Origin of the sequence: Achromobacter sp. JD417, from assembly GCF_041879325.1 — a bacterium.
Lineage (GTDB): Bacteria > Pseudomonadota > Gammaproteobacteria > Burkholderiales > Burkholderiaceae_B > Achromobacter > Achromobacter mucicolens.
Map to the genome: position 1 here is coordinate 1,986,550 of NZ_CP087159.1, position 14,263 is coordinate 2,000,812.

Sequence of the window (14,263 nt, forward strand, 5' to 3'; positions counted from 1 at the left end):
AGGGCATGCGAATCCGTCCTGCCTTGCTTGCAGTCGGCATCGGGCTGTGCGGTGCGTTGATGCTGTTGCCCGAACGCGCGGGCGCATCAGGCGGCGTGTCCAGCCTGGAGCGCCTGCGGCTTCCCGAAGGCGCCTTGCGAGAACGCATGGCGGATCGGTTGTGGCTGCACGGCATGCCCGCGCAAGTGTGGGTGTTCGATGCGCCCCAGCGCCCATCGGCCGTGGCCAGAACGCTGGCCGCGCAGCAACCTGCGTTGGCGGATCTGCACGTGCTGCCGGGGCAACTCATCCTGTCCGGCCGCGTCGGCGATGAGCGTTGGGTGGCCCAATTGGAAAACGCGGGCGCGGATCGTACTGTCGGCAGCCTCTCGGCGATTTCTGTGCGTGCGGCTCCCTCCGCGCATCTGCCGGGGTGGCTGCCAAAGGGCGCGCGCGTCAGGTCGGACGTTGCCGTGATGGAATCCGGCGTCAAGGTTTCCGACCGGATCTGGCAGTACGCATTGCCGCCTCACAAGCTGGCTGAACTGCTTGATGCCGCATTGCGGCGTACGGGATGGCGGCCGCAGGGCGACCCGGATAGTGAGGGGGCCGCGATGGCGGCGTCAGCGGCCACCGCGGGGCGAGGCGCGCCCTCCGCAGGCGCAGGCCAATGGTGGGCACGAGAACGGGAGCGGATGAAGCTTTGGCTGGTGCCTGTGGAAGGCGGCAGCGGGCTGCGAGCCCTTGGGTGGGCGCCATGAAGCCCTGGATCATTCGCGGCGCCGAGCGGTTGCGCCGTACCGGCGTGTATGGATTGGCGGTGCTGGCGGGCCTGGTCGCCGCATGGGCCGTGCGCGAGCACGTCGAGCAGCGCGTGCAGGCGCTGGAGGCCGAGGCGCAGACGCCGCTGGTCAGCCGTCTCGTGGCGGCCTATGACCTGCCGGCCGGCACATTGCTCGAAGAGGTGCATCTGGCCGTCCGCAAGATCCCGCAGCCCTGGGCGCCTGGCGCCAGCGTCGACCCGATGGAACTGGGCAGCGTGCTGGGCGCAACGCTACTTGCCGATCTGGCGCATGGGGACCCCTTGCTGAGAAGCTTCATGACTTACGATCCGCCGCAGCCTTCGCTGTCCGCGCGGCTTGAAGCGGGGCAGCGCGCGTTCACGGTCAACGCGGCAGACCTTGGCGGGCTTGCAGACATGCTCAAAGGCGGCGATGCCATCGATATCTACGTGACGTTCAATCATCGCCAACGCGAACTCACCGTCCCGGTGCTGCAGGGCATGCGAGTCCTGACCGCCATGAGCGACGACGGCGCGGGCAACATCACCCTGGCCGCGACGCCTGACCAAGCCATGCGGTTCATTGCCGCGCGGCAGGCTGGGGTGCTGACCGCAATGCTGCGTCATCGCGACGACGCCGCGTCCGTAAACCCCGTTTCACGAAGCGATCTGGCTTCCCTCTTGGGGCTGGACGCCGAACCCAAGCCCGGGCCCGGTGTCGCCATCGTTTACGGTGATCGCCTGGATGCACAGGCAGGCTTTGACGCGGAGCGGCCATGAACCGAATTCAAAGCTTGCTCGCCATCGTGCTGTGCCTGTGCAGTCTGCCTGCATGGTCCAACACCCAGACGCTGGAACTGCAAGTCGGCGAAACGCGCGTGTTGCCGCACCCCGGCGTGCGGCGAGTCGCCATCGGCAACAGTCAGGTAGCCAGCGCCGTGGCGGCGGAAGGGCGCGAGGTCGTGGTGTTTGCGCGAGCCGAAGGCGTGTCGTCCGTGCATGTGTGGGCAGGACGCGATCGCGTGGCAGCCTACGAATTGCGTGTGGTCCCTGCCGGCACGCCCCAACTGCGCGAGGAGGTCCAGAGTTTGCTCTCCCGGATCCCGGGGGCGCGCAGCTCGAACGTGGGCGGCCGCATCGTCATCGAAGGCGATGACCTGTCCGACGATGATCGCGCGCGCATTGCGGCGCTGGTGGACCGGTATCCGGACGTCGTGGATTTCACGGGTCAGGTCGGATGGGACCGCATGGTGCTGCTGGACGTGCAGGTGGTCGAGATTCCCACATCGCGGCTGCAGGAGTTCGGCGTGCGCTGGGATGGCATGACGCTGGGTGGCCTCAATGCGGGTCTCGCGTGGGATGGCGGATCGCGCAGCCGCATGACACGCCCTGGCGAGCAGATCATCGAGACGGCCGCGCCGGTCGCATCGGCCGCGGGCTACTTCGGCGTCAATGCGCTGCTTTCGGCGCGTATTGCCGCGCTGGCGCAAACGGGCGAAGCCGTAATGCTTGCGCAACCGCAGCTGCTGGCGCGCAGCGGCGCCAGCGCAACGTTTCTCGCCGGCGGGGAAGTGCCCTATGCCTCCACGGATGCACGGGGCAATCCCACCACGCTGTTCAAGCCCTACGGCGTGTCGCTGAACATCACGCCGCGGATCGATCGCAATGGGGTCATCCGGTCCTTGATCGAGGTGGAGGCCAGTTCGGTCGACACGTCGCTCAGCCTTCCCGGCGGCCCGGCGCTGCGCACGCGCCGCGCATCCACCGAGTTCAACGTGCGGTCGGGCAACACGCTCGTCATCGGCGGGTTTCTTTCGCGTGAGCAGGGCACCGACGTCAGCGGTCTGCCGGGGCTGCGCAACATTCCGATCCTGGGCGCGTTGTTTTCCTCGACCCGCTATCAACGCCGCGAGACCGAACTGGCGATCTTCGTGACGCCCAAGATCGTGTCGCAAGCAGAGCCCGCCATGGCCGATCGCATACGCCGCGGGCGAGAGACGCTGCAGGCGGCGTTTCCCGATCCTCCCCGCCTCGGGACGGCGGTTCCTTCGGACGCGATCGGTTGGGATCCCTACTCGGGCGCGGGTTCGCAGTGGGGACTGACGTCTGCCGAGGCCGATTCACCTTTTCCGGAGGGGCGCGATGCTCAACATTGAACTGACCCTTGAACTGACCTTCGAGGACGCCGCGCAGCAGCAGCTCACGCTGCGCGCGCCGGTGCTGATCGGAAGGGGCGTTCAGTGCGGATTGCGGATTCCCACCTGGAGAGTCGGGCGTCAGCACGCGCGGCTTCTGTGCGAAGCGGATCAAATCGTCCTGGAAGACCTGGGCACGCTGGCAGGCACGATGGTGAATGGGGTGCGGATCGTGCGGCATGCGCCGGTACAGCCTCAGGACGAGATCCTGATCGGGCCTTGCAGGCTGCGCGTGTCGATGCGGAAAGCCGAGGCCGCCTCGCCTCTTGACGGTGCGGATGCGGTGCCATCAGACCCGGCTCAACCGGAAATCCGGTCGATGGGGGATGACCGGAGCATTGCGCCGCCAGTTGTTCCGCCCTGCGCCCCGCATCGGCTGCACGACCGTCGACGTCTTCACGCGGCCCTGCTGAGCGCGCTGGACCTGCGACGGCGCGACGTGGCGGGGATGAGCGACGGCATGCTTCGCGCCGAAGCCGAGCGCCTTCTGGTTGGGATCGTTGCCACGGACGCCGAACTTCCGCCCCATGCGGACAAGGCGGCGCTGTGCCGCGAGGTGCTCGATGAAGCGGTTGGGCTTGGGCCCTTGGAACCCTTGCTTGCGGCCCCCGGCATCACGGAAATCATGGTCAACCGCTACGACGAAATCTATGTCGAACGTGCGGGGCGCCTGTGGCGGGAGCAGGCCGCATTCACCAGCGAACAGTCGGTGCGCTGGGTAATCGAACGCATCGTCACGCCCTTGGGGCGCCGCATCGACGAAAGCTCGCCGATGGTCGATGCCCGGCTGCCCGATGGCTCGCGGGTCCACGCCATCATTCCGCCGGTGGCGATGAAGGGCGCCAGCCTGACCATACGCAAGTTTCCGCAGCGTCGGCCGCAGATGCCCGATCTGATTGCGCTGGGCGCGCTGAGCGACGCGATGTCGCAGTTTCTGGCTTTGTGCGTACGGATGCGCAAGAACCTGGTCGTTTCCGGGGGGACGGGGGCGGGCAAGACCACGCTGCTGAACATCCTGTCGAACGAGATTCCGGACGGCGAGCGCGTGGTCACGATCGAAGACGCTGCGGAATTGCGGCTCAATCATGCGCATCTCGTTGCGCTGGAGGCCCGGCCGGCCAATCAGGAAGGCAGAGGCCGAATCGACATCCGCGAACTGGTGCGCAACGCGCTGCGCATGCGGCCTGACCGCATCGTCGTGGGCGAATGCCGCGGCGCCGAGGCGTTCGACATGCTGACGGCCATGAACACGGGCCACGAAGGTTCCCTGACGACGCTGCATGCCAACTCTCCGCGCGACGCGTTGGCCCGGCTGGAGTCCATGATTCTCATGGCAGGGCTTGACCTGCCGCTGTCCGCGGTCCGTGAGCACATTGCCGCCAGCGTGGACGTGGTCGTGCAGCAGGCTCGACTGGCGGACGGCCGCCGCGTGGTCACGTCGATCGTCGAAGTGGCGGGCATGGAAAGCGGCCGCATCCAATTGCAGGACTTGTTTGGGTTTGACCGCAGTCACGGATTTCGGGGATGCGGCGCGCTGCCCAGCTTTGCGCGCGATTGGGCCGATAAGGGCGTGAGCCTGGACACTACCTGGTTTTCGGACTTGGCGGGCCAGGCGCCGGGCGTTGCGTCCTTTGCGCAAGGCTTGCCATGATCTGGCTTGCGGCGGCGGCCGCGATGCTGTGCGCGGGGTTGCTGGCGTGGCGCGCACAGAACTGGTTTGCGCCCGCGCTGCGGCGATACCGCGAGGTCTACACGCAGGACGCGGGTGTGCGGTTGAGCGAGGTGTTCCTCTTCATCGACCCGCGCCAACTGTGGGCGGGCGCCATCGTCTGCGGGGTTGCCGCTGCGGCGGCCGCGTTTTCGGCCACCGGAAGCGCGTTGCTGGCGGCCTTGTTCGCACTGGCGGCCTCGCGCCTGCCGCGGTCGGTCGTTGACGGATTGCGGCGGCGGCGTGCGCGGCGCTTTGAAACGCAATTACCGATGGCACTGTTGATGCTGGCGTCCGCGCTGCGGGCTGGCGTTGCCATGACGACTGGCCTGCGCCACGTGGTGGAACAGAGCAGCGCGCCGCTGGCGCAGGAGTTCGGCCTGATGCTGCGCGAACAGCGTCTCGGCGTGCCATGGGAGGTTGCGCTTGGCAACCTGCAGGCCAGGATGCCGGCCGACGCGACCTCGCTGGTGGTGGCTGCCATGCGCATCGCGGCAACAACCGGCGGCAACCTGGCCGAGGCCCTTGAGAGCATCGCGCAGACACTGCGGGCTCGCCTGCAGTTGCAGGCGAAGCTGCTTGCGCTGACCTCGCAGGGGCGGCTGCAAGCCTGGATCGTGGGCGCGCTGCCCATGCTTCTGCTGGCGGTGCTGGACCAGCTGGAGCCCGACATCATGAGTCTGTTGTGGCATACGCCGATGGGATGGGGTGTCCTGGCCATCGTGGCGGTGCTGGAGACGGCGGGTGTGCTGCTGATCCGGCGGATCATGCGGATCGATATCTGAAAGGGGGGCGGGATGTGGCTTTATGTGGGCATGGTGGCGACGGCGGCGGGAACGGCCTGGCTTGCGTGGGTGCTGTTGTGTCCGTTGCTGCGCCAGAAGCAGAACGCCGAGCGTGCGATGCCGTGGTGGTGGCGCGCCGCATGGCCGTGGATTGCGGCGGTGGCGCCGTTGGCGGGTCCCCTTTGCGCCTGGCGCTGGCGACTGCGGCTGAACCAGGCGATAGCGCGGGCGGCCTTGCCGCCAGGAGTCGGATATGCGCACATCGCGGCGTTGTGCGGTAGCGCGGCCGCCGTTGCCGGTGGCGTGGCCGGCGCCGTGGCGGTGGCGCTTGCTCCACCCGGCTCCGCGTCGTGGGTGCTCTGGACGGCTGCGGCGGCGCTGGCCGCCGGGGTGGCGCCGGCGGCGTGGTTGAAAGGCCTGGGCTCGCAGCGGCGCCGCGCCATCGAACGGGACTTGCCCTTCGTGTTCGACATGATGACGTTGTGCGTCGAGGCCGGACTGAGCGTGCAGGGCGCGTTGCATTTGGCGGCGCAGAGCGGGCCGCCTGGCGTGTTGCGCGACGCGCTGGCGGATGCGCTGGCCGAGATGCGCGCCGGCGTTTCCCGAACCGCGGCGATCAAGACCTTGGCCGAGCGCAGCAACAGCCCGTTGGCGCGCAATTGGGCGGCAGCACTGGCGCAGGCCGAGGTACTGGGAGCGAGCCTGGGGCCGGTCTTGCGCGCGCAGGCGGCGCAGTGCCGCAGCGACCGCCATACGCGGGCCGAGCAACTGGCGATGCAGGCGCCGGTGAAGATGCTGCTGCCGTTGATCGGCTGCATCTTCCCGTGCACGTTCATCGTGCTGGCGTTTCCCATCGCGATGCAGTTGCTGCAGAGCGTGCAATGAGCCGCCCCGCGCGGTTGCGCCAGGGGCGCTTGCGGCTGTTGACGGTAAAGGGGTGGTGGGGGCGGATGCGCGGGTTGCTGGGGCGGGCCCCGCCCGGGCCGCGCACAGGGGTGATGCTGATTCCCTGTGCCGCGGTGCATACCTTCGGCATGCGTTATGCCATCGACGTGGCGTTCATCGGCCGGGACGGCCGGGTTGTGCGATTGCGCCGGGCGCTTGCGCCGTGGCGGGTGGCGTTATGCCTGCGCGCCGTTGCCGTTGTCGAGATGCGTGCTGGAACTATTGATGCCGAACACGGAGGTGTAGGCCGGATAGAAGCTGCAGTAAAGCACGCCACCGGCGGCAATGTTGAACGGAATCTGCAGCGTGCCGGCCATCTGCGGCGACAAGCCGACGGCGACCAGCAGCCCGGCGCACAGGTCGATGAACAGAAAGACCATGATCCAGCAGACCCCGTAGACCAGGAACGGCAGCTTGTTGCGCCAGCAGGCAATGCCGGAGAAGAACAGGGCCTGGGTCAGGCGCAGGCCGTGCCAGGCGACCAGCACGGGTGCATGCCAGAACAGCGCCGCGATCACCACGTAGCAGATCGCAAACAGCATCAGCGGCACGGCCATGGCTGACAGGATCGGTTCCATGCTTTTTTCGACGGAGGCGATGCGCATGCCTTCCATCATGGCGTCGGAGAAGGGCAGGAAGATGACCAGGCCCATCACCAGGCAAAGGCCGGCATACAGCACGCCCATCAGGAAGAGCTTGCGGAATACGCCCGGCTGCTTCAGCGGCTTGCCCCACATGGAGGGCAGCATGATGCGATCGGCCTCGACATGTTTGCACGCGGACAATGTCATCAGCGTGATGATGGGCATCAGGGCCACGACGAGCATCGGGCCGACTGGCGGCGTGGCCGACGCAAAGACGACGAGCAGGCTAATGGCCATGGCCCAGGTGAACATGGCCAGGGGCTGCTTGCGGAACAGGCGGAATCCGTCGCGGACCCAAAGCCAGCCGGACGTCGCGGGTAGAAATGCTGCTTGCATGGCTCTCTGAAGGGGGAGATCTTTCAAAAAGGGGGCGCTATTCCCATTATGGGGGGCGTAGCGATTACGGCAAGACGGGCAGTTCCGAGCGGTGGCGCGCTTGCAACACTCTTTCGAAGTGGCGCGGGTCGTGCGGCTTGAGCGTCTGCGCGGGGCGGGGCAGAAAGAAGTCATACAGCCTGGACAGCCAGAAGCGCAAGGCTGCCGCCCTGAGCATCTGGGGCCAGACTTCGCGCTCGGCGTCGGTGAAGGGGCGAACCGAGGCGTACGCGGCCAGCCAGGCCTGGACCAGCTCCGGGATGAATTCGCCTGTGTCGCGCTCGATGCACCAGTCGTTGACGCTGACTGCCACGTCGAACAGCCAGGTGTCGCAGCCCGCGAAGTAGAAGTCGATGATGCCGCCCATGAGCGGATTCTCGAACGTGCCTGCAAACAGGACGTTGTCGCGGAACAGGTCGCAGTGGGCCGGTCCGATTTGCAGGGCCTGCCAGGCGGGCGTCTTGACGGCGGCCTGCTGCGCGGCCAGTTCCGAGGTCAGCAGCTCGGCCTGGACCGGGCTGAGAAAGGGCATGACCTTCGGCGCCGTTTCCAGCCACCAGGAAAGCCCGCGCAGGTTGGGCTGGTGGATCGGGAAGTCCTGCGCCGCGACGTGGGCGCGGGCCAGTGTGGCGCCGGCGAGCGCGCAGTGGGCGGGCCCCGGGGCGGGCTCGTAGCCTCCCGGCAGGCGCGACACGATGGCGCAAGGCTTGCCGTGCAGGGTGGTCAGGCGGGTGCCGTCGCGCAGGGTCTGCGGCTGCGGCACCGGGATGCCGCGTTCCGCCAGTTGATACATCAATTCGATGTAGAAGGGCAGTTGGGCGTGCGTCAGCACCTCGAACAGCGTCAGGACATATTCGCCACGCGTCGTGTGCAGGAAATAATTGGTGTTCTCGATACCCGCCGTAATGCCTCGAAGCGAGACAAACTCGCCCAGATCGAAATGCGCCAGCAGGGCGCGCGCGTCGTCATCGGATACGGGGGTGAATACGGCCATGGATCTTCGGTATGAGGGTTGAACGGACGCGCGCACGGGCGTGCAGGGTTGCGGCGCCGCAATTTTAGACCACATGGCGGGCGGCCTTCGGCAGCGATTCGGCCACGGGTGCCCGGGGCCGGCGGGCACAATGTCGCCAAGCACCGTAAAATACCGCATCCCCTTGTTTTGTAGAGTGATTCTTGGACTCCCCCGACTGGCGGCTCTGCGTCGCCCCGATGATCGACGTCACCGACCGCCATTGCCGGTACTTTCACCGGCTGCTGGCGCCCCGTGCCCGCCTGTACACCGAAATGATCACCACCGGTGCGCTGCTGCATGGCAATGTGGCCCGCCACCTGGACTTTGACGAAGCCGAGCATCCGGTCGCCTTGCAGCTTGGCGGCAGTGAGCCCGATGCGCTGGCGCATGCGGCCAAGCTTGGCAAGCAGTGGGGCTATGACGAAATCAACCTGAATTGCGGCTGCCCGTCCGAGCGGGTGCAGAAGGGCGCGTTTGGCGCCTGCCTGATGGCCGAGCCGGCGCTGGTGGCCGACTGCATGAAGGCCATGCAGGACGCCGTGGATATTCCAGTCACGGTCAAGCACCGCCTCGGGCTGGACTACGACGAATCCTACGAGTTCGTGCGCGACTTTGTCGGCAAGGTCTACGACACGGGTTGCCGCGTGTTCATTGCGCATGCGCGCAACGCGGTGCTCAAGGGCTTGTCGCCCAAGGACAATCGCGAGATTCCGCCACTGCGCTACGACGTGGTCGCGCAATTGAAGCGTGATTTTCCAGATTGCACGTTCGTGCTCAATGGCGGACTGGCCGATGCCGGGCAGTCGGTGCAGGCGGCCTCAACCTTTGACGGCGTGATGCTGGGCCGCGCCGCCTGGCATACGCCGCGCGTGTTGTCCGAGGTTTCCATGCAGTTGTGGCCGTCGGTGCGGCTGCCCAGCGATGCGCAGGTGGTGGACGCCATGACGGAATACGCCGCGCGGCAGGTGGCCAAGGGCGTGCCACTGCGGGTGATGACGCGTCCGATGCTGGGGCTGGTGAATGGGCAGTCGGGCGCAAGGCGCTGGCGGCGGATGCTGTCGGATCCGGCCCTGCTGGCCGCGAATAATCCGGAACTGATTTATGACGCGTGGCGCAGCCAGCGTCATGCGCCGGGCGCGCGCGATGCCACTCGCGAGGCCGCGCCCGCCGGGATGTAGATCCGCAGCCGGCGCCGCAAGGGCGCCGGCAGGTTCAGGACTGGGCCGGTTCCGCGCTTTCGGCGGGCCAATCGCGGATGTAGGCCTTCAGCATGTTGTTTTCGAATTGCTGGGCCGCCACGATGGCCTGCGCCATGTCGTAGAACGAAATGACGCCCATCAGGGTGGGACCGTCCATGACGGGGATATAGCGGGCGTGTTTTTCCAGCATCAGGCGCTGGACTTCGTCGGCACTGGTGTTGGGCGAAACGCTGACCGGCGCGTCGTCCATGATGGATCGGATGGTGGTATCGCCGGCGCCACCATGCGCGTGCATGTGGCGAATGATCTCGCGGAACGTGAGCATCCCGGTCAACGTGCCGAATTCCATGATGACCAGGGAGCCGATATCCTGCTCGCTCATGGTTTGCACGGCCTGGGCCACGGGCATGTCCGGCGACGCCGTGTAGAGCGTATCGCCCTTGACGCGCAAAATCTCACTGACCTTCAACATCGGTATCTCCTGGGGGCGGACTGCGCCCTATGCTTTGCTATTTCTTGTTCGCTTCCAGTTGCAGCACTGGTGCGACGCCATTTCCGGTATTTTGCGCTTCTCCGCAGAGTTCTTCCAGCGTTGGCGTGGTTTGCGGCGAATTTACGGACGATGCGATGCGCAGGATGTCGGGGTCGTTGCGCACGCGCGGCTGGCTGCGGTCCAGCAGGAAGCGATCCACGACCGGCGCCAGCGAGGTCTCGCGCGCATCGCACGTCAGCATCCAGTTGTCTTCCGGGCTGCGGGTGGCCAGTCCCATCGCGCTCAGCGTTTCCAGGACCTCGTTGAGCTCGTCCTGGTGCAGCCGCAATTCCGAGGCCAGCAAGCTGGCGGACACCCCACCCGGCGTGGAAAGCTGCGCTTGGCGCAGCGCCCGCAGGGCGTCCAGCGCGTCGACGAACGAAGCGCCGGGGTAGCGATTGATGTGCCAGCGGCCCAGCCGGATGAGCGGCGCGCTGGAGGCAAGCGTTGCGCCTAGCAAGACGGCCAGCCAGGACAGGTAAATCCACAGCAGGAAGATCGGGAGGGTGGCGAAGGCGCCGTAGATGACCGTGTAGGTGGGAAACCGCGTCAGGTAGAAGGCGAACGCGGACTTCATGATTTCCAGCACGATGGCCGTGACGCAGCCTCCGATCAGCGCATCGCGCCACAGCACCTCGCGGTTGGGCACGACGACGAAGAGCGCCGCAAAGCCCAGGCCGGTGAGCACCAGAGGGATGAACGAGACGGCCACACTGATGACTTCGGGCACGTCCTTGATGAGCCCCAGCGATTCGCGCGCGACGAACGAGGTGGCCCACAGGCTGGCGCCGGCCAGCACGGGGCCCAGCGTGATGATCGCCCAGTACACGAGCGCCCGTTGCGGCAGGGGGCGCTGGCGCGAGACGCGCCAGATGTCATTGAACGCCTGGTCGATCGTCATGATGAGTAGCAGGGACGTGACCAGCAGGAATGCCCCGCCAATGGCGGTCAGGCGCGAGGCCTGGTGCGCGAACTGGTTCAGGTAGTCCATGATGTTGTCCGAGACGGACGGCGGCATCAGGCTGGTGGTGAGGAAGTCCTCGAGGGCGACCCGGAACTCCTGGAACACGGGAAACGCCGTGAATAGCGACAGCACCACCGCCAGCATGGGAACGATGGCGAGGACGGTGGTGAAGGTCAGGCTGGAGGCGACCTGCAGCAGCTTTTCTTCGTTGGCGCGCTGGACGACGAAACGAAATACGCGTCCGGTCCTCGCGACCCGGGAAATGCGCGAGGTTGGTCGTTCTTTGACCGCCGGCGTAGCGGCGGCGGGCTCGGCGGGGCGATTCATCAGGCGATAATAGCAGCATGAATCCCGAACTCAACCCCCGCCTGCGCCTCGTGGCCTCGGTTTCATTGTTTGCCCTGATCGTGCTGTGCGTCGCCTGGGAAACCGTGGTGGCGCCTGTGCGGCCGGGCGGTTCCTGGATGCTGCTCAAAGCCTTGCCGCTGGCGTTCCCGCTGCGCGGCATCGTGCGCGGCAATCTCTACACCTACCAGTGGGCGGCCATGCTGTCGCTGCTGTATCTGATGGAAGGCGTGGTGCGCGCCATGTCGGATCCGGCGCCGCTGTCCGTCCTGATGGCGTGGGGCGAAATCATCCTGTCCATCACGTTTTTCCTCAGCGCCATTTTCTATGTGCGGCCCGCCAAGCGCGCCGCCCGGAGGCAACGCGCATGACCGCCCTGTCCCTGTCCGAACTGCAAGCCGTCAACTCTTTTGCGGCCCTGCCCGAGACCTTCTACACCCGGCTGGCGCCGCGGGGGCTGAACAATCCCCGCCTGCTGCACGCCAATTCGCAGGCCGCCGCCCTGATCGGCCTGGATCCGTCGGTGCTGACCACCCCCGAATTCCTGCAGGTTTTTTCCGGCGCCCAGCCATTGCCGGGCGGCGATACGCTGGCTGCCGTCTATAGCGGCCACCAGTTCGGCGTGTGGGCGGGACAATTGGGCGATGGACGGGCTCATCTGCTGGGTGAAATCCAGGGGCCTGCGGGCGCCTGGGAACTGCAGCTCAAGGGCTCCGGCATGACGCCGTATTCCCGGATGGGCGACGGCCGTGCGGTGTTGCGATCGTCGGTGCGCGAGTACCTGGCCAGCGAGGCCATGTTCGGGCTGGGCGTGCCGACCACGCGCGCCCTGGCATTGGTCGTGTCCGATGATCCGGTCATGCGCGAGACCGTCGAGACGGCAGCCATCGTGACCCGGATGTCGCCCAGTTTCGTCCGGTTCGGGTCGTTCGAGCACTGGTCGTCGCGGCGTCAGCCCGACCTGCTCAAGACGTTGGCCGATTATGTGATTGACCGCTACTACCCCGAGTGCCGAGACGTGCAGGCGGGCGAGCCCGCATCCGAGACGGCGCCATACGTGAATCTGCTGCGGGACGTCACCCGGCGCACGGCATTGCTGATGGCGGATTGGCAGGCCGTGGGGTTTTGCCACGGCGTCATGAACACCGACAATATGTCCATTCTGGGACTTACGCTGGATTACGGCCCGTTTGGTTTCATGGACGGTTTCCGGCTGGGGCATATCTGCAACCACTCCGATGCCGAAGGACGTTATTCCTGGAACCGGCAACCTTCCGTGGCGCTTTGGAATCTGTATCGGCTGGGCGGCAGCCTGCATATGCTGGTGCAGGACGCCGATGCGTTGCGTGCCGTGCTGGATGAATACGAAGCCATTTTCACGCGCGCCTTCCACGACAAAATGGGCGCCAAGATGGGATTGGCGGCTTGGCAGCCCGACGACGAGGCGCTGTTGGATGATCTGCTCAAACTGATGGACGCGAATCAGGCGGATTTCACGCTGACGTGGCGGCGCCTGGCCGATGCGATACAAGGCCAGCGCAGCGGATTTGAGGATTTATTTATCGATCGGCCCGCTGCCGGCGCCTGGCTTGACCGGCTGATTTCCCGCCATGGCCGGCAGGACAGGTCGGCCGCGGACACGGCGGCCGCCATGAACGGCGTCAATCCGCTGTATGTACTGCGCAATCATTTGGCCGAACAAGCGATTCGCGCGGCCAAGGCCGGCGATGCCAGCGAAATCGATACCCTCATCAAACTGCTGCGCAATCCCTATGTGGCGCAGGATGGCTATGAACGCTACGCCGGTTTGCCGCCGGACTGGGCTGGCGGAATCGAAGTGAGCTGTTCGTCCTGAGGGCGATTTTGCGATATTGTCGGTGGCATTAATCTGGCTGGAAGCCCGGGATTAAGAAAAAGCCTGGGTAAAAAGGTGAAATATCGCCGTTTTTTTCACTGCAATCATTCGTTTCTATTGTAAAAGTCGTAAGATTGCCGGCTCGGGGGCATTTTTCTTGCGTGGGCGCTCCAGGGTTTTCGTCGACAATTTCAAGGTAAAGCACTCTGAATATGCCTGGTGCAGATGGTTTGCTATGTATTGGTCTGCTTGAGGACGACGCCGATTTCCGCGAGGAACTGGCATTGGGCCTGGGCGGCTATGGCTTTCGCGTGGCGTTTGCTTGCGACAATGCGGTCGCGTTCTACCGCCGGCTGCAAGAGCAGCCCTGCGACATCGTCATCCTGGACGCCCATCTTCCCGGCGAAGACGGTTTTTCCGTCGCGACCCGCCTGCGCGCCCTGAGCCCCGTGGGCATCGTCATGCTGACGGGCCGCAGCGCCCTTGAGGACCGCGTCCGCGGCCTGGAAGGCGGCGCCGACGTCTACATGACCAAGCCGGTGGACCTCCTGGAGCTAAGCTCCGTCATTCGCAGCCTGGCGCGCCGGATGCGTCTGGCCAAGGCGCCGCGTCCGGCCGATGCCGAAACGCGCGCGTCGGCGGACACGAACTGGTCGTTGCAGGACGGCGGATGGATTCTGGTGGCGCCGGACGGCGCCTCGCTGCACCTGAGCGCGCAGGAAAGAACGTTCCTGGTGGCGTTGATGGACGCCGCGGGCAGCGCCGTCAGCCGCCAGGCGCTGGCCGAACTCTTCCTGCCGGACAGCCCGGGCGGGTTTGAGTTGCGGCGTATCGACGTGCTGGTGAGCCGTCTGCGCGCCAAGGCGCAAAGCGCGGGCCTGAAGCTGCCGGTATTGTCGGTGCGCGGCCAGGGCTACGTGTTCGCGGCCTGATCCAGGCCG

The 14,263-nt window shown here is 66.1% G+C and carries 14 protein-coding genes and 1 pseudogene; 11 read left to right on the forward strand and 4 right to left on the reverse strand.

The window, feature by feature from the left end; genetic code table 11:
- The first annotated feature begins 5 nt into the window (after window positions 1–5).
- The 7 genes and pseudogenes from LN047_RS09120 to LN047_RS09150 form a co-directional block, all read left to right on the forward strand.
- Window positions 6–740 (forward strand): hypothetical protein, encoded by a 735-nt coding sequence (locus LN047_RS09120; protein ID WP_373981549.1) that lies wholly within the window; start codon window positions 6–8, stop codon window positions 738–740.
- On the forward strand, window positions 737–1,540 hold the full coding sequence (gene cpaB / locus LN047_RS09125; protein ID WP_373981550.1) for a Flp pilus assembly protein CpaB: 804 nt from the start codon (window positions 737–739) through the stop codon (window positions 1,538–1,540). The genes LN047_RS09120 and cpaB overlap by 4 nt, the downstream gene beginning before the upstream one ends.
- On the forward strand, window positions 1,537–2,916 hold the full coding sequence (locus LN047_RS09130) for a type II and III secretion system protein family protein (protein WP_373981551.1): 1,380 nt from the start codon (window positions 1,537–1,539) through the stop codon (window positions 2,914–2,916). The genes cpaB and LN047_RS09130 overlap by 4 nt, the downstream gene beginning before the upstream one ends.
- A complete protein-coding gene (locus LN047_RS09135; protein WP_373981552.1) occupies window positions 2,903–4,606 on the forward strand; it encodes an ATPase, T2SS/T4P/T4SS family in 1,704 nt (567 codons plus the stop codon). Before LN047_RS09130 ends, LN047_RS09135 begins: the two co-directional genes overlap by 14 nt.
- Window positions 4,603–5,448, forward strand: a complete 846-nt coding sequence (locus LN047_RS09140; protein WP_373981553.1) for a type II secretion system F family protein — start codon at window positions 4,603–4,605, stop codon at window positions 5,446–5,448. Before LN047_RS09135 ends, LN047_RS09140 begins: the two co-directional genes overlap by 4 nt.
- A gap of 12 nt (window positions 5,449–5,460) precedes the next feature.
- Window positions 5,461–6,333: a type II secretion system F family protein gene (locus LN047_RS09145; protein ID WP_373981554.1), complete on the forward strand. Its 873-nt coding sequence runs from the start codon at window positions 5,461–5,463 to the stop codon at window positions 6,331–6,333.
- 113 nt (window positions 6,334–6,446) lie between these two features.
- Window positions 6,447–6,563 (forward strand): annotated as a pseudogene (locus tag LN047_RS09150) (DUF192 domain-containing protein); the annotation flags it as partial.
- Window positions 6,564–6,569: 6 nt separating this feature from the next.
- Here the strand turns inward: LN047_RS09150 and LN047_RS09155 are convergent.
- Both LN047_RS09155 and LN047_RS09160 read right to left on the reverse strand, forming a co-directional pair.
- Window positions 6,570–7,373: a BPSS1780 family membrane protein gene (locus LN047_RS09155; RefSeq protein ID WP_056315756.1), complete on the reverse strand. Its 804-nt coding sequence runs from the start codon at window positions 7,371–7,373 to the stop codon at window positions 6,570–6,572.
- 64 nt (window positions 7,374–7,437) lie between these two features.
- Complete coding sequence (locus LN047_RS09160; protein WP_373981555.1) at window positions 7,438–8,406, reverse strand: homoserine kinase; 969 nt, start codon at window positions 8,404–8,406, stop codon at window positions 7,438–7,440.
- Between the two features lie 218 nt (window positions 8,407–8,624).
- On the opposite strand from LN047_RS09160, the gene dusA reads away from it, so the two are divergent.
- Window positions 8,625–9,605, forward strand: coding sequence for a tRNA dihydrouridine(20/20a) synthase DusA (gene dusA, locus LN047_RS09165; protein WP_373982118.1), 981 nt, complete (start codon window positions 8,625–8,627; stop codon window positions 9,603–9,605).
- A gap of 34 nt (window positions 9,606–9,639) precedes the next feature.
- Here dusA and LN047_RS09170 read toward each other — a convergent pair whose 3' ends face one another.
- Both LN047_RS09170 and LN047_RS09175 read right to left on the reverse strand, forming a co-directional pair.
- Complete coding sequence (locus LN047_RS09170) at window positions 9,640–10,098, reverse strand: CBS domain-containing protein (protein WP_056315762.1); 459 nt, start codon at window positions 10,096–10,098, stop codon at window positions 9,640–9,642.
- 37 nt (window positions 10,099–10,135) lie between these two features.
- Complete coding sequence (locus tag LN047_RS09175; protein ID WP_062841906.1) at window positions 10,136–11,449, reverse strand: YihY family inner membrane protein; 1,314 nt, start codon at window positions 11,447–11,449, stop codon at window positions 10,136–10,138.
- A gap of 17 nt (window positions 11,450–11,466) precedes the next feature.
- Here LN047_RS09175 and LN047_RS09180 point away from each other — a divergent pair, with 17 nt between their 5' ends.
- From LN047_RS09180 to LN047_RS09190, 3 genes are all read left to right on the forward strand, one after another.
- Window positions 11,467–11,838 carry a DUF2069 domain-containing protein gene (locus LN047_RS09180; RefSeq protein WP_373981556.1) on the forward strand — a complete coding sequence of 124 codons (372 nt, stop codon included), beginning with the start codon at window positions 11,467–11,469 and terminating at the stop codon, window positions 11,836–11,838.
- Window positions 11,835–13,322, forward strand: coding sequence for a YdiU family protein (locus LN047_RS09185; RefSeq protein ID WP_373981557.1), 1,488 nt, complete (start codon window positions 11,835–11,837; stop codon window positions 13,320–13,322). Before LN047_RS09180 ends, LN047_RS09185 begins: the two co-directional genes overlap by 4 nt.
- Before the next feature lie 212 nt (window positions 13,323–13,534).
- Window positions 13,535–14,254, forward strand: a complete 720-nt coding sequence (locus LN047_RS09190) for a response regulator transcription factor (protein ID WP_043518814.1) — start codon at window positions 13,535–13,537, stop codon at window positions 14,252–14,254.
- Window positions 14,255–14,263 lie beyond the last annotated feature (9 nt).